The 18,297-nt window shown below is 58.5% G+C and carries 16 protein-coding genes; 5 read left to right on the plus strand and 11 right to left on the minus strand.

Going from position 1 to position 18,297, the window contains the following annotated elements; translation table 11 throughout:
- Positions 1-43 precede the first annotated feature (43 nt).
- Genes ACRAWE_RS12335 through ACRAWE_RS12350 form a run of 4 tightly spaced genes read right to left on the minus strand, consistent with a single transcriptional unit; the run spans position 44 to position 5,010 of the window.
- Positions 44-1,111 carry a fimbrial protein gene (locus ACRAWE_RS12335; protein WP_370520183.1) on the minus strand — a complete coding sequence of 356 codons (1,068 nt, stop codon included), beginning with the start codon at positions 1,109-1,111 and terminating at the stop codon, positions 44-46.
- Between the two features lie 14 nt (positions 1,112-1,125).
- Entirely contained in the window at positions 1,126-3,720 is a 2,595-nt protein-coding gene (locus ACRAWE_RS12340; RefSeq protein WP_063919039.1) for a fimbria/pilus outer membrane usher protein, read from the minus strand.
- A gap of 12 nt (positions 3,721-3,732) precedes the next feature.
- Positions 3,733-4,419: a fimbrial biogenesis chaperone gene (locus ACRAWE_RS12345; RefSeq protein ID WP_063919038.1), complete on the minus strand. Its 687-nt coding sequence runs from the start codon at positions 4,417-4,419 to the stop codon at positions 3,733-3,735.
- 48 nt (positions 4,420-4,467) lie between these two features.
- Complete coding sequence (locus ACRAWE_RS12350) at positions 4,468-5,010, minus strand: fimbrial protein (protein WP_033647475.1); 543 nt, start codon at positions 5,008-5,010, stop codon at positions 4,468-4,470.
- Positions 5,011-5,524: 514 nt separating this feature from the next.
- On the opposite strand from ACRAWE_RS12350, the gene ACRAWE_RS12355 reads away from it, so the two are divergent.
- The 3 genes from ACRAWE_RS12355 to ACRAWE_RS12365 all read left to right on the plus strand — a co-directional run bounded on the left by ACRAWE_RS12355 (position 5,525) and on the right by ACRAWE_RS12365 (position 8,662).
- A complete protein-coding gene (locus ACRAWE_RS12355; RefSeq protein ID WP_019454458.1) occupies positions 5,525-6,241 on the plus strand; it encodes an EAL domain-containing protein in 717 nt (238 codons plus the stop codon).
- A gap of 21 nt (positions 6,242-6,262) precedes the next feature.
- The gene (locus ACRAWE_RS12360) at positions 6,263-6,853 is read left to right on the plus strand and encodes a LuxR family transcriptional regulator (protein WP_025159982.1); all 591 of its coding nucleotides are present in this window, start codon (positions 6,263-6,265) and stop codon (positions 6,851-6,853) included.
- Between the two features lie 183 nt (positions 6,854-7,036).
- Positions 7,037-8,662, plus strand: coding sequence for an FMN-binding glutamate synthase family protein (locus ACRAWE_RS12365; protein ID WP_019454460.1), 1,626 nt, complete (start codon positions 7,037-7,039; stop codon positions 8,660-8,662).
- Between the two features lie 110 nt (positions 8,663-8,772).
- Here ACRAWE_RS12365 and betA read toward each other — a convergent pair whose 3' ends face one another.
- The 3 genes from betA to betI form a co-directional block, all read right to left on the minus strand.
- Positions 8,773-10,440, minus strand: a complete 1,668-nt coding sequence (gene betA, locus ACRAWE_RS12370) for a choline dehydrogenase (protein ID WP_019454461.1) — start codon at positions 10,438-10,440, stop codon at positions 8,773-8,775.
- 135 nt (positions 10,441-10,575) lie between these two features.
- Positions 10,576-12,048, minus strand: a complete 1,473-nt coding sequence (gene betB / locus ACRAWE_RS12375; protein WP_019454462.1) for a betaine-aldehyde dehydrogenase — start codon at positions 12,046-12,048, stop codon at positions 10,576-10,578.
- A 14-nt stretch (positions 12,049-12,062) separates the two neighbouring features.
- The gene (betI, locus tag ACRAWE_RS12380; protein ID WP_432525421.1) at positions 12,063-12,665 is read right to left on the minus strand and encodes a transcriptional regulator BetI; all 603 of its coding nucleotides are present in this window, start codon (positions 12,663-12,665) and stop codon (positions 12,063-12,065) included.
- Positions 12,666-13,065: 400 nt separating this feature from the next.
- Here betI and ACRAWE_RS12385 point away from each other — a divergent pair, with 400 nt between their 5' ends.
- Complete coding sequence (locus tag ACRAWE_RS12385; RefSeq protein WP_025159984.1) at positions 13,066-15,105, plus strand: choline transporter; 2,040 nt, start codon at positions 13,066-13,068, stop codon at positions 15,103-15,105.
- A 43-nt stretch (positions 15,106-15,148) separates the two neighbouring features.
- Here the strand turns inward: ACRAWE_RS12385 and ACRAWE_RS12390 are convergent, their stop codons facing one another.
- The 4 genes from ACRAWE_RS12390 to ACRAWE_RS12405 form a co-directional block, all read right to left on the minus strand.
- Entirely contained in the window at positions 15,149-15,619 is a 471-nt protein-coding gene (locus ACRAWE_RS12390) for a YkgB family protein (protein ID WP_019454465.1), read from the minus strand.
- A 65-nt stretch (positions 15,620-15,684) separates the two neighbouring features.
- Complete coding sequence (locus tag ACRAWE_RS12395) at positions 15,685-15,975, minus strand: pentapeptide MXKDX repeat protein (RefSeq protein WP_019454466.1); 291 nt, start codon at positions 15,973-15,975, stop codon at positions 15,685-15,687.
- Positions 15,976-16,034: 59 nt separating this feature from the next.
- Positions 16,035-16,811: a molybdopterin-dependent oxidoreductase gene (locus ACRAWE_RS12400; RefSeq protein WP_019454467.1), complete on the minus strand. Its 777-nt coding sequence runs from the start codon at positions 16,809-16,811 to the stop codon at positions 16,035-16,037.
- A gap of 10 nt (positions 16,812-16,821) precedes the next feature.
- On the minus strand, positions 16,822-17,433 hold the full coding sequence (locus tag ACRAWE_RS12405; protein WP_063919033.1) for a cytochrome b/b6 domain-containing protein: 612 nt from the start codon (positions 17,431-17,433) through the stop codon (positions 16,822-16,824).
- Positions 17,434-17,583: 150 nt separating this feature from the next.
- Between ACRAWE_RS12405 and ACRAWE_RS12410 the strand changes: the two genes are divergently transcribed.
- Entirely contained in the window at positions 17,584-18,297 is a 714-nt protein-coding gene (locus tag ACRAWE_RS12410; RefSeq protein ID WP_019454469.1) for a response regulator transcription factor, read from the plus strand.

Raw genomic sequence — 18,297 nt, forward strand, 5'->3', positions numbered from 1 at the left:
GTTCGCGAAGAACTGAACCCTTTTTTATCGAAGAGACACCGGATTATTTGAAGGTGACGTCGACGTTGGCGGTGGCGTTGAACACCCCGGTCTTCGGCGTATTGGTCAACCACTTCAGGTTCGCGATAAAGGTCTCTTTCACTTCGTTCTGCTTATCCTGCAGCACACCGCCGAAATCCACGTTAGTTTGCAGAGGGATCGGTTTTTTACTGGTGTCGCGCTGCTGCGTCAGGAAGATTGCCACGCCCGGTTGGGTGGTCGGCAGGATCTGCGTGTTGTCTGACGGATCGGCATTGGTACTGCTAAAACTGGCTTGCAGAGACTGGCCGGCGCACTCGCCGCCGCTCAGGCTGGCCTTGATGTCGAACGGCACCTGTTTGGCGATAGTGCCGGTTTTGGCGCTGGAAGTCGTCAGCACGCCGAAATCGACGCTGGCGCCGTTGTTGGCCAATACGGTGATCTGCGGGTTGCACTGAATCACGCGGATCTTGTCTAACCCTTTGATATAGGCGTTAAAGTTGCTGTCTTTGGTGGCGTTCAGCCCCAACTCACCATCGATCTGGAACAGCGACGCGCGCGCCAATGGCGGGAAGTTACCCGCCGGCGGTTTCACCCCGGTGGCTTTGATATACACCGAATAGGTGGCAGTCACCGCCTGAGGATCGGCTTTTCTTCTGTTACTACCCGGTTTGGTACCCGGCCCCAAATCAGGGCCCGTCGGCCGGTTGGAGCTTTGCTTCAGGTTGATCGCGTCATAATCACGCCCGTTGATCGATACCCCAATCTCCAGCGACTTATCCAGTGCACCGAACGAGTTCTGCGGGTTCCAATAGATGTAAGCGTTCTCTCCGCGCGGGTAGTTATCCGTATCCCAGCAGGTAAAGGTGGAGGTAAAGTTCTGCGAACGCCAAATCAGGTTGCCTTTGACGAAGTCGCTGGCGGCCAGCACGATCGGGCGGCCGACGTCGATATCCTGCGTTACGCTGCCAACCGGGTTTTTTGAACCCGTCGAGTTGCCGAAGCGGCACTGCATCGCCGCCGCCTGTTGCGCCATCGCCAACCCCGCCAGCCCCACCACCGACAGAAGTGTGTTACGTGCTAATTTGCTCAAGTTCATGGTGTACCTTACAGTTTTTGGCATTGCAGGGTCAGTTCCTGATATCCCATGGCCGCTTGTTTGTCGCCCACGTCCGCCGGAATCGGCAGTACGCATTGCTGATCGGCTTTCGGACCCCATTTGATCGTCAGTTTCTCACCCGCTTTCACGCCGGAAACATAGGTTGCGCCTTCCAGGCCCACGGTGCCGCTGTTGCGGCCGGACTCGTTGAACACGCCGGCGCCGATGGCCGGATAACCGTTGTCACCCAGACGAGCGTGAATCAGCAGGCTGACGCCCTTGAAGGTATCGAAGCTCACCTTCACCACCGACTTCTCGGTCGGCACCACTTGCTTACTGGCCACCGGCACATCCAGGCCCGGCCCGAAATCTTCGGTGCGCAGCGCTACATAGTTGTAGCGGTACGGGTTGGCCGACGGCACAACCGCATAACCGAAGCGATCGATGGTCACGCCCGGCTGGTTTTCCAGACGCACGCCTTTGGCGTCTTTCGCTTCCACCAGCAAGATGGTGTTCTGCAACGGCTGCGTCAGGGTCGCGCCGCCGGAGTGCACCAGCAGGCCGCCGGAGACGCCCAGCCCTTCCTGGCGGTATTTCGAGCTGTAGGCATAGCTACCGTCGATGTTACCGATGCTGCTGCTGTAGCCCAGGTTCAGGTTGCTGCTCTGACCGGAGGACTGCGTATGCCCGGTGGAAACTGAGTAGTTCATGCGACGGTCGTCCAGCATGGTGCCGCTGATGCCGGTCGAGTAGCTGTCGCCGCTCTGTTTGCTGTGCGCCGCGCTGAAGTTGGCGGTGGTCGAGTTGTTGCTCTGGCCCCAATCCAGCGGAATCGACATTGTGAAGTTCACGCTGCGATCGGAATAGCCGTACTGGCCGCGCGTATCCTGCAGATAAACCCCGTAGGAAATACGCTTGAAGCCGTCGTTGTAACCCAGTTGAATCGTGCGATCGTTGCCGGACACGCCCCAGTAGTTCTGGTGGCTCACGTTGGCGTACAGGCTGGCGCCCGCCCACAGCTGCTGGCTGAGCGACAGCTCGACGCGTTCACGCTTGTTGCCGTAGCGCGCGGTGTATCGGGTACGTTTCTGGTTGTTGCTCCAGGAAGGCTGGCCCGGCTGCAGATCGTTCGGATCCCAGTAATCGTTGGCATAAATGCCGTTGCGCCAGCTGTTGCGCTCCTGGACCGCATCGCTCAGATCGTAGTAACCGGAAGTCGCATAGCGATAACCCGCCAACTGGAAGTTGGTGCCCATCTGGTTGAGCGACTTGGAGTACAGGAAACGGAAGCTCTGCCCCTGCTTGCGATCGCCATTCGCCAGCTCGGTATCAGAGATAGAACCGTCCACGGAGATGGCACCCCATGATCCCAGGCTCTTACCGATACCCACGGCAGCAGAACGGTAGTGCTCGGCGATGATGGCGCCGCCGAACGGCGTCAGGCCATAGTTCATGCCGTATGCCGCAGTACCCTGAATCAGTTTCGGCTGATAGCCGCCGTTACCGTTGTGGTATTTACCGGCGGTCAGCTGGAAGTTCCAAATGCCTTCGCGCAGCATGTTGGCCACGGAAGAGTAGGCGACGCTGAACGTTTTGTGCGAACCGTCGGCCTCGTTCACGGTGACCTGCAGGTCACCGTTGTTAGTATGCGGATAGACGTCGTGGATCTCAAAAGGACCCGGCGCGACGTTGGTACTATAGATGACGTAACCGTTCTGACGGATCTCGACGCGGGCGTTGGTCGCCGCCACGCCGCGCACCACCGGCGCATAACCGCGCAGGCTGTCCGGCAGCATGTCGTCAACGCTGGAGAGTTGCACCCCGCGGAACTGGAAGCTGTTGAACACGCTGTTGTTGGTGCTCGCCTGGCCCATAACCAAACGGCTGCGCCAAGGCACGATATCGGTCTCGGCCCAGGAGGAGACGTTGGTCCAGTTGCTGCTACTGCCACTCTGCTTGTCCCAGGTGGAGTTGTTGCGCAGGCGCCATCTGCCCAGGTTGAGGCCGCTGTTCAGCGCGAGGAACATGTACTCGCTGTCGTCGGCGTCATCTCGGCGATAGCTGTTCTTGTTATAGTTGAAGTTATAGTTGGCGAACAGCGCGTTGATGCCTTCATCGTACATGCTTGGCGGGATCGCCCCGATCGCGCTCAGATCCATCATGGTCTGAGGCACGGAAATGTTGATCTGCTGCACCGCCGCGTCATAGCTGACGGTGGCGTCTTTAATCAACTCAGACACATCAACACAGCTGCCGGCCTGCAGCGTTTCCGGCAGTTTGATGCCGTAGTTGCGCAGGTCTTCAACTTTCAGGCAGGGTTGAGACGCGGTCTGGCCTTTAACCTGACGAAAAGTAACATCCTTATGATCGACCTGGGTCAGGTTGACGTAGATGTCGAATGGGTAAACGCCCGGTTGCAAAGCATCGCCCTGGGCGACCGCTTCCGCGTTGCTCAGGTTTTCATCGCCGTGAATAAACGACATGTTAAACTCTGCCAGCGCCGCTTCACTCCATAACATCGGCGCACTGGCAGCAATGATTGCAATTCGGATCAGCTGTGTCAGCCGCGTCGTTCCGCCTGCTACTTTTCGTTGATTTGCCATTCCCTGTCTCTCTTATTGTACTGGAACGTCCTTGACTTCCGTTCTACCGCCAAAATCGTTGATATAACTGAAAGCAATCTTGTTGCCGACGCTGACGCCCGCCGGGATGTTGATCGATAAGCGATCTTTCGGGCTCACCATGTTGGCGTCCACATCCACGGTCTTGCCTGCGCTGTTTTTCAAGTGCAGCGCCCCAAAGGTAATATGCAGCGGCCCATCGTTAACCACTTGCAGACGTGAACCTTCACGCTGCCAACGCAAGTTTTGCACTTGCTCGTCCAGCGTCGTTTTCAACGCCACCGGCCGGTAAAAAAGTTTGATTCGGGTACGCACCGCAACCTGAAGCACGTTTTCTTGCTTCGGCGCCGGTGGAATTTCCTGCACGTTAATCCACAGCAGAGTTTCTTTATCCTGAGGTAAGCCATTACCGGAATAGATAAAGCGCAGAACTGCAGTTTTAGCAGCGTCCAATTTCAGAATCGGTGGAACGACAACGACAGGCAGATTTTTCGGCACTTGGTTTCTGTCACCGGTGTCCAGCCAGGTCTGCACCATATAAGCTTCTGAAGCATCGTTATGAATCGGCAGAGAGGCGGATTTGTCATCGCCTTTATAGATCACGCGAGTGGCATCTACCTGGATACCGGCGTAGCTGTTAAAGGCGCCCAGCATCAGCAGAGCAGCAAAGAACTTTTTCATCGGTTTCCTCTACGGGCCATCCTTGGCCGTGTGTGTCCTGAAAGACGATTATTTGTATTCGATAGTGAACGGGCTGGTAGCGTTAGCCAGACCTGCAGTTACGTTGCTATCGAATGAACGGTAACGAGCCTGCAGGTTGAAGGTCGCTTTACCGTCAGCAGCGATGGTGACTTTCGCTACGTCGTCGTTGATGTTGGAACCGTCGCCGATAGCGAATGGCTTGCCATTGTTATCGGTGATTTCGATACCCACGCCGGTAGCTGCTGCGCCAGTACCGCCAACGTTGCTTACGGACAGCAGGTCTGGGTTGCCAGCAACGGTGTTACCGTCGAAGCGCAGGCTGTAATCGCCGGCATCACATTTTTCCAGAGAGATCTGGAAAGCTTTAGAAGCGGATTTAGAACCCACGGTTGGGAAAGCAGAAGTTGGGTAAGTACCCAAGTAAACTTCTTTATTCTGAGTATCGCTAGTTACCTGGCAGGTAGACTGTTTGATTTCACCGGTGAATTTAACAGTGCCGTTTGCTGCCATTGCGTTGGAAGCAGTTGCAGACAATACCAGGGCAGCCAAAGGCAATAATACTTTTTTCATTTCCAGCTCCATAGAACAATAAAATAATCGATTCAGTGGCGGGCTTATATATATATTGCCGCCACTGAGCATACACTCAGCGATAGCACTCCCTTGCTGAAAAGGAGCGTTGCCTCGATGAACTCATTGCCGGACGAAATATAGACTAAGCATATTCTTAATGTTAAATCGTTTAAAACATTCATAAGGCCCCTCTTGATAGGAATAAACTATCGGCGAATACCTATCGATCGATGTTGACGATTCATACGAATAGGAATAATCTGTGTTTGGGAAAGCTGCAGAGTTCAAGATTTTGCGATAAGGCCTGAAAATCAGAATATTATCCCGAATATTTACATTTAGTAACAGATTGCGACGTTTGGACTTTGGCACGAATTACGCGTTAAATGGTCTGTCGACACGCTTCGGCCATTCTGGCGCTTTAAATAAGAAATTTACCAATAACCCCGGAGTAACTTTCTTTTTTATTATTTAAAATCAACAAGTTAAATATCAATCCAAGGATTGGGAAATGAGCGGTTCTTTCAGAGAGAAAAATAACGGCATTAATTATGTTTTTCAGCCAATGTTCGCAAAATCGGGACAATTGCTGGCCGTTGAATGTCTGTCTCGCTTTACGTTTAATAGCGAATATGCCCATTTTTCTCCTGAACAGTTCTTTCGCCACGCCGACAGCGCCACCCGGATTGCGATTTTGATGGATCAGATCAATCTGATCGATAAATACAAACACTGGTTTCATGAAAACCAAGTGATAGCCACTTTGAATGTTGACGATTATTCCCTGCAATCGCTGGCGAATAGTCACTTTGCCGAAAGAATTAATGCTATGCGCTGTATTCATTTCGAGATCAGTGAGAATTCAACCCGGCTGGTGAAAGATCGCGTACACGGCGATCCGTCATTGAATAGTTATTCATTTTGGCTCGATGATTTTGGTTCTGGCTATGCGGGTTTTTCCGCGTTGTACAACAGTCAGTTCCGCTTCGTTAAGCTCGATCGTTTTCTGCTTTGGGACTTTATGAAAAAGTCCGGCGGCGAGGGCTTGATGCGCGCGTTGCTGCGCTTCTTTTACCTTAATCATTACAAGGTAATTATCGAAGGAGTTGAAACTCCCGAACACAAGAAATGGCTGGATGAAATGCCATATTACGCACTGCAGGGAAAGCTGTGGAAGGAATCCAGCATCAAGGATTTGAACTCGCTTCTTACAGCTGAATACTTTTAACTCGGTATTGGTGTTTGCCCTATGTCTAAAAACAACGTTCTTGTGATTAGTGAGTGTAAGTACAGCTATGTTGGCCTGTCGGTGCTGCTGAAGAAACATTACGGCGCCTACGATATCCGCCTGTTTTCCGATTTCATGCACGGCGGCGCCAAAGCAGAGAAGATCACCAAGCACGACATTGCGCTGATTTTCACCTCGCAAAATCTGGAACAGAGCGTCAACGTGATAGAAAGCCTGGTGTCGCTGCACCAGCAGTACAACAGCAAGACGCGCCTGCTGGTGTTCTATGACGACGAACGCGTGGTGAAACTGCTGTCGATCCTGGGGATTTCCGTCGAGTTGGTCTCCACCCGCATTCCGCTTTATTCGCTGCAGGAAAAAATCCAGCGGCTGCTGGAAAGCACAGAACCGGGCGGCATCAAGGTGCAGAAAACCCGCGAGCTCAGCCCGGCGGAAAGCGACGTGATCTTCAATCTGCTGCGCGGCGACAGCCTGCTGCACATTGCGGAAAAGCGCGGTACGCACCCGAAAACCATCTTTTCGCAGAAATACAGCGCGATGAAAAAGCTGCGGCTGCGCAGCATGAGCACCATCTTCGTCGCCGGCAAATAACCTGCCCTGGCTTGTTGCGCGGTGCGCCGCGCGGCAACCCGCCCCCTCGCCGCGTTAAATTAATGTAACAACCGGCGACAAAGCAGCAACAGACACACAACATCCTCTCCTGTTGGCTACGATTTGCACACGGACTATCCGTGAGTCATGTCGTGTGGATTAAAATAAACATCAGGAGATGTTATGAAGTCGTCCTTATTCAGCCGCTATACCTGCTTTGTGCTGAGCATCTTGCTCACCCTGGTTTTCTTGATCATGATGCACAACCATCCGTGGTTCTGGCTGCCGGCCCTGGCCTGCGGCTGTCTGATGGTGCTGGGTATCTACGATCTCACGCAACAGCGCCACGCCATCTGCCGCAACTACCCGATCATCGGCCGCCTGCGTTTCTTCTTTGAATTCATCCGCCCGGAGCTGCGCCAGTATTTCCTTGAACAGGATAATGAAGAGATCCCGTTTTCGCGCACCCAGCGCACGCTGGTGTATCGCCGGGCGAAAAACGAGATGGGCGACAAGCCGTTCGGCACCCTGCTGGATGTGTACCAAACCGGCTATGAGTGCATCGGTCACTCCATGCGGCCGGTGGAAGCCGCCGACCCGACCAGCTTCCGCATCACTATCGGCGGCGCCGACTGCCGCCAGCCCTATTCCGCGTCAATCTTCAACATTTCGGCGATGAGCTTCGGCGCGCTCTCCGCCAACGCCATTCGCGCGCTCAATCTCGGCGCGGCCAAGGGCAACTTCTACCACGACACCGGTGAGGGCAGCATCAGCCGCTATCACCGCGAAAACAACGGCGACCTGGTGTGGGAACTGGGCAGCGGCTATTTCGGCTGCCGCACCGCCGACGGTCATTTCGATCCACGCCGCTTTGCTGAACAGGCGCAAAGCCCGCAGGTGAAAATGATTGAAATCAAGCTCAGCCAGGGCGCCAAGCCGGGCCACGGCGGCATTCTGCCGGCGAAAAAGGTGGATGCGGAAATCGCCGCCACCCGCGGCGTGCCGCAAGGCGTCGATTGCATCTCGCCGGCCTCGCACAGCGCCTTCACCACCCCGCTGGAAATGATGCAGTTCATCCAGCAGCTGCGCGAGCTGTCTGGCGGCAAGCCGGTCGGTTTCAAGCTGTGCATCGGCCACCCGTGGGAGTTCGTCGCCATCGTCAAGGCGATGCTGCACACCCGTATCCTGCCGGACTTCATCGTGGTGGACGGCAAGGAAGGCGGCACCGGCGCCGCGCCGCTCGAGCTTTCCAACTATATGGGCATGCCGCTGCGCGAAGGGCTGCTGTTCGTGCATAACACGCTGGTGGGTTGCGGCCTGCGCGACCAAATCAAGATAGGCGCCAGCGGCAAGATCATCAGCGCCTTCGACATCGCCAGCGTGCTGGTGCTCGGCGCAGACTGGGTGAACTCGGCGCGCGGCTTTATGTTCGCCGTCGGCTGCATCCAGTCGCAAAGCTGCCACACCAACCACTGCCCGACCGGCGTAGCGACGCAAGATCCGCTGCGGCAAAAGGCGCTGGTGGTGCCGAACAAGGCGGAGCGCGTCTATCACTTCCATCAAAATACGGTGAAAGCGCTGGCGGACATGCTGGCGGCGGCCGGCGTCAGCCGCCCGGAGCAGCTGACCTCGCACCATATGCTGCGTCGCATCACGCCGACCGAGATCAAGGTATACGCCGATATCTATTACTATCTGGAGCCGGGCGCGCTGCTGCAGCCGGAGATCAAAAGCGAGTTCTACGCCCGCATGTGGCGCATGGCGACGCCCACCAGTTTCGATCAGGCGATCTCGCTGCCGGCGGCATGATGGGATAAGGGATAAAAAAGAGAGTTGCCCCCTCGCCTTGGGGAAGAGCATATGGAGAGGGGTTGCTTGCTACGGCGGCCCTCCCCCTCAACGGCGAGAGGGCGTGTCGGTTACAGCTTGCGCACCGGCGCATCGCCGGCGACGTAATAGTCGGCGGTACTGCGCGGCAGCGGCGCGCGCTGGCGAATGCGATCGGCTAACTTCTCGGCGATCATAATGGTGGTGGCGTTCAGGTTACCGGTGATGATCAGCGGCATAATCGACGCATCCACCACCCGCAATCCTTCCATGCCGTGCACCCGGCCCTGGCCGTCGACCACTGCCATCTCATCCTCGCCCATTTTGCACGAACAGGACGGGTGGAAAGCGGTTTCGGCATGCTCGCGCACGAAGGCGTCCAGCTGCTCGTCGGTCTGCACCTCCGGCCCCGGGCTTATTTCGCGGCCGCGGTATTCGTCCAGGGCAGGCTGCGCCATGATCTCGCGCGTGATGCGAATGGCGTCGCGGAACTCCTGCCAATCCTGCTCGGTCGCCATGTAGTTGAACAGAATGCTCGGGTGTTGACGCGGATCTTTCGACTTCACCTGCACCCGGCCGCGGCTCGGCGAACGCATCGAGCCGACGTGCGCCTGGAAACCGTGCTCTTTCACCGCGTTGCTGCCGTTGTAGTTAATCGCCACCGGCAGGAAGTGATACTGAATGTTCGGCCAGGCGAACTCTTCGCGGCTGCGGATGAAGCCGCCGGCCTCGAACTGGTTGCTGGCGCCGATGCCGGTGCCGTTGAACAGCCACTCCGCGCCGATCTTAGGCTGGTTGAACCATTGCAGCGCCGGGTACAGCGACACCGGTTTCTTACAGGCGTACTGCAAATACATCTCCAGGTGATCCTGCAGGTTTTCCCCCACGCCCGGCAGATCGTGCACCACCTTGATATCCAGACTGTTCAGCAGCGCCGCCGGGCCGACGCCCGAACGCTGCAGGATCTGCGGCGAGGCGATGGCGCCGGCGCACAGCAGCACTTCGCGGCGCGCTTTGGCGTGGGTCAGCTGATTGCTGTCGCCCTGCAAATAGTTGACGCCCACCGCGCGCTTGCCGTCGAATACGATGTGATCGGTCAGCGCATGGGTGACGATCTTCAGGTTTGGCCGCGAACGCGCCTGATCCAGATAACCGCGAGCGGTGCTGGCGCGGCGCCCTTTCGGCGTCACGGTGCGATCCATCGGGCCGAAGCCTTCCTGCTGGTAACCGTTCAGATCGTCGGTACGCGGATAGCCCGCCTGCACGCCGGCTTCCACCATCGCGTGGAACAGTTCGTTGTTGCCGGCTTTCGGCGTGGTGACGCTCACCGGGCCCTCGCCGCCGTGGTAATCGTTCGGGCCGATATCGCGCGTTTCCGCCTTGCGGAAATACGGCAGGCAGTCCAGATAGGTCCAGTCTTCCAGGCCGGGCGCCTTGGCCCAGTTGTCGAAGTCCATCGCGTTGCCGCGAATGTAACACATGCCGTTGATCAGGGACGAACCGCCCAGCCCTTTGCCGCGGCCGCATTCCATCCGGCGATTGTTCATGTGCGGCTCAGGGTCGGTTTCATACGCCCAGTTGTAGCGGCGACCCTGCAGCGGAAACGCCAGCGCGGCCGGCATCTGGGTACGGAAATCCATCCGGTAATCCGGGCCGCCGGCTTCCAGCAGCAGGACGCTGACGTCGGCGTCTTCGGTCAATCGGGTGGCTAACACGTTGCCGGCGGAACCGGCACCGATAATGATGTAGTCAAATTCCATTCATTATCTCCTTACTTTATAGGCCTGCATGAGACGAAAACGCGAAGCGCGGATCCACAACAGGCGGTGTATTTGGCTCTCTGGGAATTGTCGGCCGCAGCCAACGCGGCTGCGGCTCGAAAGACGACGGGAAGATCAGAATACCGAGGCGTAATCGCCCAGCTCAACCTGCACCGATTTGATCTGGGTGTAGTGCTCCAGCGTGGTCAGACCGTTCTCGCGGCCGACGCCGGACTGCTTGTAACCGCCGACCGGCATTTCCGCCGCCGACTCGCCCCAGGTGTTGATCCAGCAAATGCCGGCTTCCAGCTGATGGATCACGCGGTGCGCGCGAGCCAGATCGTTGGTCACCACGCCCGCGGCCAGGCCGAAGGTGGTGTCGTTGGCGCGGCGCACCACTTCCTCTTCGTTCTGGTAACTGAGGATGCTCATCACCGGCCCGAAGATCTCCTCGCGCACGATTTCCATGTCGTCGCGGCAGTCGCTGAACACCGTCGGCGCCACGTAAGCGCCCTTGCCGAACTCGCCGTGGGTGACGCGTTCGCCGCCGCACAGCAGGCGCGCGCCGCTGTTTTTACCGCTCTCGATAAAGCGCAGCACCGACTCCATGTGCGCGAAGCTGACCAGCGGCCCGAAGTTGGTCTGCGGATCGGTCGGATCGCCGAGGCGAATGCGCTTCACGCGCTCGAGGATCTTCGCCTCAAACTGCGCCTGCAGCGCCGCCGGCACGAAGACGCGGGTGCCGTTGGTGCACACCTGGCCGGAGCTGTAGAAGTTGGCCATCATGGCGATATCGGCGGCGCGATCCAGATCGGCGTCGTCGAAAATAATCAGCGGCGACTTGCCGCCCAGCTCCATGGTGACTTCCTTCAGCGTCGACCCCGACGCGTTGGCCATCACCTTCTTGCCGGTTTTCACCCCGCCGGTGAAGGACACTTTGGCGATGCCCGGATGGTCGGTCAGGTACTGCCCCACCTCCGCGCCGCTGCCGGTCACCACGTTGAAAACGCCGTCCGGCAGGCCGGCTTCGGTGTAAATTTCCGCCAGCTTCAGCGCCGTCAGCGACGTGACTTCGCTCGGTTTGAAGATCATCGCGTTGCCCGCCGCCAGCGCCGGCGCAGACTTCCACAGCGCGATTTGAATCGGGTAGTTCCAGGCGCCGATGCCGGCCACCACGCCCAACGGTTCGCGGCGAGTGTAAACGAACGAGGTATCGCGCAGCGGGATCTGTTCGCCTTCGATGGCCGGGATCAGGCCGGCGTAGTACTCCAGCACGTCGGCGCCGGTGACGATGTCAACTGCGGTGGTTTCCGACATCGCTTTGCCGGTATCCAGCGTTTCCAGCGCCGCCAGTTCATCGTTGCGCTCGCGCAGAATATCCACCGCGCGACGCAGGATGCGCGAACGCGCCATCGCCGTCATCGCCGCCCACACTTTCTGCCCGCTGGCCGCGCTGGCCACCGCACGATCGACGTCTTCAGCGCCGGCGGACTGGACTTCGGCCAGTACTTCGCCATTCGCCGGGTTAATGGCGTTGAAGGTTTTTCCAGCGGTGCTGTCTACATAGGCGCCATGAATATAGAGCTTCTGCAAGCCAAAACGGGACATAGGATCTCCTTGGGTTATCCTCCAGGCGGCGTTTGCCCCCGGAGTTGGAACATGATGTATTCGGTCGTGAGCGCCAGCGCCTGCGCCTGATTGAACGCCGAACCGCGCAGCGCGCTGCGCAGCCACAGTCCGTCGATCAGCGCCGCCAACCCCTTGGCCGCCAACCGCGCCTGCGGCTGCGGCATAACGCGGCGAAACTCGGCGCACAGGTTGGAATAGAGCCGGCGGCCGTTCACCTGTTGCAGCCGATTGAGCTGCGGCTGATGCAAACTGCTGGCCCAAAAGGCCAGCCAGGTCTTCATCGCCGCGCTGTTGATCTGGCTGTCGTCGAAGTTGCCTGCGACAATCGCCTGCAGCCGCGCCGCCGGGCTGTGGTCGGTCAGCGCCTGCAAGCGCAGCTTCACCGCCTCGCCCAGATGGCTGATCAGGTAGCGCATCGTGGCTTCCAGCAGGCCGTTCTTATCCTTGAAATAATGGCTGATGATGCCGTTGGAAACGCCGGCCCGCCGCGCGATCTGCGCAATGGTGGCGTCATGCATTCCCACTTCGTTTACCGCGGCGAGCGTGGCATCAATCAACTGCTGCCTTCTGATTGGCTGCATTCCTACCTTTGGCATATTTCGACTCTCACAAAACCGACTTCGGCCTTATCTCAGCGGGCAAATTTCACTGCCGTTTCGCCCGTGATTCAGGTCATCATGCGGACTATTAAACTTTTTTTTGATTGAACGTTCAATAAAAATTGCATATATTTTATTGCCGCCTGGTTAAAAATTTGTACTATCTGGTTGTGGAACTGGCTGATTTTTGTGAGGTAATTAACGAATCTGACCAAAATCAGTGGCTGTAAGCGGTTCCCGCCGCGAAGCGCTCCGGCGCTTCAGCAACAGGCGAAAGCGGCATCACTCAGGCCATCCCCGTGGGGATGGCCGCCGCCTTCATTCGCCCGTTTTCCGGCGGCGCCAACGCGCCCCAGAATGCGGAGCGGCACGATTTTACTCAGTTCAGAGGATGACGATGACAACACGCGAAACCTCCTCCAAACCGCAGCAGGACCGCCTCAACCCTGTGGTTTTCTTCACCTCGGCAGGGCTGATCCTGGCCTTCTCGCTGATGACCATCTTTTTCACCGACTTCTCCGGGCAGTGGATCACCCGCACGCTGAATTGGGTGTCGACCACCTTCGGTTGGTACTACCTGCTGGCGGCGACGCTGTACATCGTGTTCGTGGTGTTTATCGCCGCCTCGCGCTTCGGTTCGATCAAGCTCGGGCCGGAACAGTCCAAACCGGAGTTCAGCCTGATGAGCTGGGCAGCGATGCTGTTCGCCGCCGGCATCGGCATCGATCTGATGTTCTTCTCGGTCGCCGAGCCGGTGACCCAGTACATGATGCCGCCGGAAGGCGACGCGCAAACGCTGGAGGCGGCGCGCCAGGCGATGGTCTGGACGCTGTTCCACTACGGCCTGACCGGCTGGTCGATGTATGCGCTGATGGGCATCGCCCTTGGCTACTTCAGCTATCGCTACAATCTGCCGCTGACCATCCGTTCGGCGCTGTACCCGATCTTCGGTAAACGCATCAACGGCCCGATCGGCCACAGCGTGGACATCGCCGCGGTGCTCGGCACCATCTTCGGCATCGCCACCACGCTGGGTATCGGCGTAGTGCAGCTCAACTACGGCCTCAAGGTGCTGTTCGAGATCCCGGAAAACCTGACGGTACAGGGCTCGCTGATCCTGCTGTCGGTGATCATGGCCACCATCTCGGTCACTTCGGGCGTCAACAAGGGCATCCGCATCTTGTCCGAGCTGAACGTGCTGCTGGCGCTGGGCCTGATCCTGTTCGTGCTGTTCTTCGGCGACACCGAATTCCTGCTCAATGCGCTGGTGCTCAACGTCGGCGATTACGTCAACCGCTTTATGGGCATGACGCTCAACAGCTTCGCCTTCGATCGGCCGGTGGAGTGGATGAACAACTGGACGCTGTTCTTCTGGGCCTGGTGGGTGGCGTGGTCGCCGTTCGTCGGCCTGTTCCTGGCGCGCATCTCGCGTGGGCGCACCATTCGCCAGTTCGTGGTCGGCACGCTGATTATTCCGTTCGTGTTCACCCTGCTGTGGCTGTCTATCTTCGGCAACAGCGCGCTGTATCAGATCATTCACGGCAACGCCGAATTCGCGCAGGAAGTGATGCAGTTCCCGGAGCGCGGCTTCTACAGCCTGCTGGCGCAATATCCCGGCTTCACCTTCAGCGCCTCGGTGGCCACCATCACCGGCCTGCTGTTCTACGTCACCTCGGCGGACTCCGGCTCGTTGGTGTTGGGCAACTTCACTTCGCGGCTGGCCGACATCAATAATGATGCGCCGAACTGGCTGCGGATTTTCTGGTCGGTAGCCATCGGCCTGCTGACCATCGGCATGCTGATGACCGACGGCGTGCCGGCGCTGCAGAAAACCACGGTGATCATGGGCCTGCCGTTCAGTTTCGTGATCTTCTTCGTGATGGCCGGGCTGTATAAATCGCTGCGGGTGGAAGACTACCGCAAGGCCAGCGCGCTCAGCACCCTGGCGCCGGTGCCGGTCTCCAGCCACGACGTGCTCAACTGGAAACAGCGCCTGTCGCGGGTGATGAACTACCCGGGTACTCAGTACACGCAAAAAATGCTGGATAAGGTCTGCCGCCCGGCGATGCAGGACGTGGCGCGCGAGCTGGCGCTGCGCGGCGCGAAGGTGGAGTTCAGCGAAGTGCCGCCGACCGAAGACGAACGCCTGAATCACCTGGAGCTGCTGGTGCACCTGGGCGAAGAACAGAACTTCATCTATCAGATCTGGCCGATGCGTTACTCGGTGCCGGGCTTCACCTACCGCGCCCGTTCCGGCAAGTCGCACTACTACCGGCTGGAGACCTTCCTGATGGAGGGCACCCAGGGCAACGACCTGATGGACTACAGCAAGGAACAGGTGATTGGCGATATCCTCGACCAGTACGAGAAGCACCTGAACTTCTTGCACATTCATCGCGAAGCGCCGGGGGGCACCCTGACCTTCCCGGATATGTGATAACCGGCGATGGAGAGAGGGCGTAGCTAGGCTACGCCCTTTTTTATGCCTGCTCGGCCGGCAAATCGGCTTTCAGCAGCACCAGGGAGCCGGCCAGCAACACCAGATCCTTGATTAAAAAACTGGTGGCCCCAGCCATGGCCGGGAAACCACCGGCGGAAGGCTCCCAGGCGCCCGGCGTGGAAAAGATCAGCGTCAGCGTAGTCAGGTAAGTCACCGTCGAACCGATCGCCCCCAGCAGGCCCAGACGCCGCGACCAGAATCCCGCCAGCAGCAATAAACCGAAGCTCCATTCGGCGACGCCCAGCGCATAGCTGGCGCCGCGAATGCCAAACGCCTGATGCATCCAGCTCAGCAGCGGGCTGTTGCCGATCAGCGGCACCAGCCCCTGCGCCTCGTAATCAAACCACTTGGCGTAGCCGAAAGCGGCGAAGATCACCACCAGCGCCGCGCGCATAAAGATAACGTCCCCGTTCGAGCGCTGAAAGCGCCGCAGCCATGTCGCCTGCATCATCCCCTCTCCTTATGTTGTCCGCGGCCGCAGCGGAACGCCCGCTTCCGGCCGCGGATCGCGGCGGCTTAATGCCCCATCGCGTCCTTTTTCATCTCGTCTTTCTTCATGCCGTCTTTGGCCATACCGTCTTTCGCCATGCCATCCTTTTTCATGGCGTCTTTGGCCATCTTGTCTTTCTTCATGCACTCCTTGCCCATGCAATCTTTCTTCATGCCGTCTTTCGCCATGCCGTCGTGCGACATCTGGCTCATGCCGTCCTTTTTCATCGCGTCTTTGCTCATGCTGTCCGCGGCGTTGGCGCCGGCCACACCCAGCATCAACGCGCTGCACATCATCATTGCGAATAACTTTTTCATGGTATTTCCTTCCGTCATGTCAAAGGCACCGGAGTGCCGGAGAATGGCCGGCGGCCGCCTCAGCTGCCGCCAAACCAGTTGTAACCCTGGTCTTCCCAGTAACCGCCCGGGAAGCGGTTGGTGACCTCGATCACCTGAATGTGTTTCGGATTCTTGTAGCCCAGCTTGGTCGGCATGCGCAGCTTCATCGGGTAGCCATACTTGCGCGGCAAGATCTGGCCGTCATAGGTCAGCGCGATAATCGTCTGCGGATGCAGCGCGGTGGCCATGTCGATGCTGGTGTAGTAGTCGTCGGCGCATTTGAAGCTGACGTAGCGAGCGCTCAGATCCGCGCCGATCGCCTTGAGAAAGGTGGCGAACGGCACGCCGCCCCACTTGCCGATGGCGCTCCAGCCCTCGACGCAGATATGCCGCGTCACCTGGCTGACCTGCGCCATTTGGTGCAGCTGCGGCAGGCTCCAGGCGCGCTTGTCCCGCACCAGCCCGGCCACCTCCAGCCGATAGTCGTCGCCGTTGATATCCGGCGCCTCCTCCTCGGCGTAAAAGGCGTTGAACGGGAACGGCCGGGTGATCATCGATTCCGGGTAGACCGGCGCCAGACGCTCGCCGTTGAACAACCAGCCCTGCACCCGATCGTTGAGACGCGAAATGCGGCTCAGCGCCTGTTCGACATTGGCGTTGTCGCTGAGATCGCAGCCGGTGAGCATGGCGATGCCGCCCAGCGTCAGGCCATTGCGCAGAAAGCGGCGGCGAGACGACGCGGTCAGCAAGCGCTGCGCTTCTTTGACGATCGCCTGTCCCTCGCCGATCGTCATGATCGTTTTATCCTTTTCCATCGTGAACTCCTTAACGTCCGCGCAGCATGGCCAGCAGCGTACGGGGCACCAGTGCCACCATCACCAGGTGAATCGCCACGAAGGCCACCAGCGCCGACATGGCGAAAAAGTGGATATAGCGCGCCGCTTCATAGCCGCCGAGCAGCGTGCGCAGCAGGGGAAACTGCACCGACTTCCACAACACCAATCCGGACAACGCGCTCAGCACGCCGATGACCATCACCGACAAATAGGCCACGCGCTGCACCATGTTGTAGTGGCGCAAGTCGGCGTGCTGCAGCCGGCCGCGCAGCGCCGCGCCGAAATCGGTGAGAAACTGCCTCAGGCTGAGCGGCCAATATTTGCGTTTGAAACGCCCGCTGGCCAGGTTGATCAGCAGGTAGCACAACCCGTTGACGCCGAACAGCCACATGCCGGCGAAGTGCCACTGCAACGCGCCGCCCAGCCAGCCGCCAAGCGTCAGCTCGTTGAGAAAGCTGAAGTTGAACAGCGGCGAAGCGTTGTAGATGCGCCAGCCGCTGGTCACCATGATCAGCATCGCCAGCGCATTGAGCCAATGCGTCAACCGCAGCCACAGCGGATGCACGGTCTGGCGTGGTTCCGGGGTGAGAGTGAGATTCATGGCGATTCCTGCCGACTAATGATGCGATGAACCGAGTATTCCCCGGATTTGTTCCCCAAGACCTCACGCAAAGTTAAATAAAATGTGATAACTCCACCGGTGGGGGTTGTGTAGACTTCAGAGAGAATCGGGCAATCAGCGGTAATGAGAATGGAAAAGCCAAAACGCATTTTGATCGTCGAGGACGATGGCGACATCGCCGAACTGCTGCAGCTGCATTTGCGTGACGAGGGTTACGCCATCAGCCACGCCGCCGACGGCAATCAGGGCATGGCGATGCTGGAACAGGGCGGCTGGGACGCCTTGATCCTCGATCTGATGCTGCCGGGCGTAGACGGATTGGAGATTTGCCGCCGGGCGCGCACCATGACGCGCTACACGCCGATCATCATCACCAGCGCGCGCTCCAGCGAGGTGCATCGCGTGCTGGGGCTGGAGCTGGGCGCCGACGACTATCTGGCCAAACCCTTTTCCATGCTGGAGCTGGTGGCGCGGGTCAAGGCGCTGTTTCGCCGCCAGGAGGCGATGAGCCGCAACCTGCGCATGGACGCCGGCGTGCTCAGCTTCAACGATCTGACCATCGACCCTATCGCCCGCGAGGTGCGCCTGCAGCAGCAGCCGATCGAACTGACGCCGCGCGAATTCGACCTGCTGTATTTTTTCGCCCGCCATCCGGGCCAGGTGTTCTCCCGCCTCAGCCTGTTGAATCAGGTCTGGGGCTATCAGCACGAAGGGTATGAGCACACCGTCAACACCCATATCAACCGGCTGCGCATCAAGATCGAGCGCAACCCGGCGGAACCCGAGCGCATCCTCACGGTGTGGGGCATGGGCTATAAATTCGCGGCCACGCCGCAAGAGTGA

This window comes from Serratia sp. BFP-2025 (assembly GCF_050880365.1).
Taxonomy (GTDB): domain Bacteria; phylum Pseudomonadota; class Gammaproteobacteria; order Enterobacterales; family Enterobacteriaceae; genus Serratia; species Serratia surfactantfaciens.

Excerpts from the sequence above, each read along its gene's own strand:
- ACRAWE_RS12395 (WP_019454466.1), bottom strand. The coding sequence starts at position 15,975 with ATGAAAAAGTTATTCGCAATGATGATGTGCAGCGCGTTGATGCTGGGT.
- betI (WP_432525421.1), bottom strand. The coding sequence starts at position 12,665 with ATGCCAAAGGTAGGAATGCAGCCAATCAGAAGGCAGCAGTTGATTGAT.
- ACRAWE_RS12345 (WP_063919038.1), bottom strand. The coding sequence starts at position 4,419 with ATGAAAAAGTTCTTTGCTGCTCTGCTGATGCTGGGCGCCTTTAACAGC.
- ACRAWE_RS12385 (WP_025159984.1), top strand. The coding sequence starts at position 13,066 with ATGACAACACGCGAAACCTCCTCCAAACCGCAGCAGGACCGCCTCAAC.
- ACRAWE_RS12340 (WP_063919039.1), bottom strand. The coding sequence starts at position 3,720 with ATGGCAAATCAACGAAAAGTAGCAGGCGGAACGACGCGGCTGACACAG.
- ACRAWE_RS12360 (WP_025159982.1), top strand. The coding sequence starts at position 6,263 with ATGTCTAAAAACAACGTTCTTGTGATTAGTGAGTGTAAGTACAGCTAT.
- ACRAWE_RS12390 (WP_019454465.1), bottom strand. The coding sequence starts at position 15,619 with ATGATGCAGGCGACATGGCTGCGGCGCTTTCAGCGCTCGAACGGGGAC.
- ACRAWE_RS12355 (WP_019454458.1), top strand. The coding sequence starts at position 5,525 with ATGAGCGGTTCTTTCAGAGAGAAAAATAACGGCATTAATTATGTTTTT.
- ACRAWE_RS12350 (WP_033647475.1), bottom strand. The coding sequence starts at position 5,010 with ATGAAAAAAGTATTATTGCCTTTGGCTGCCCTGGTATTGTCTGCAACT.
- betA (WP_019454461.1), bottom strand. The coding sequence starts at position 10,440 with ATGGAATTTGACTACATCATTATCGGTGCCGGTTCCGCCGGCAACGTG.
- betB (WP_019454462.1), bottom strand. The coding sequence starts at position 12,048 with ATGTCCCGTTTTGGCTTGCAGAAGCTCTATATTCATGGCGCCTATGTA.
- ACRAWE_RS12400 (WP_019454467.1), bottom strand. The coding sequence starts at position 16,811 with ATGGAAAAGGATAAAACGATCATGACGATCGGCGAGGGACAGGCGATC.
- ACRAWE_RS12405 (WP_063919033.1), bottom strand. The coding sequence starts at position 17,433 with ATGAATCTCACTCTCACCCCGGAACCACGCCAGACCGTGCATCCGCTG.
- ACRAWE_RS12410 (WP_019454469.1), top strand. The coding sequence starts at position 17,584 with ATGGAAAAGCCAAAACGCATTTTGATCGTCGAGGACGATGGCGACATC.
- ACRAWE_RS12365 (WP_019454460.1), top strand. The coding sequence starts at position 7,037 with ATGAAGTCGTCCTTATTCAGCCGCTATACCTGCTTTGTGCTGAGCATC.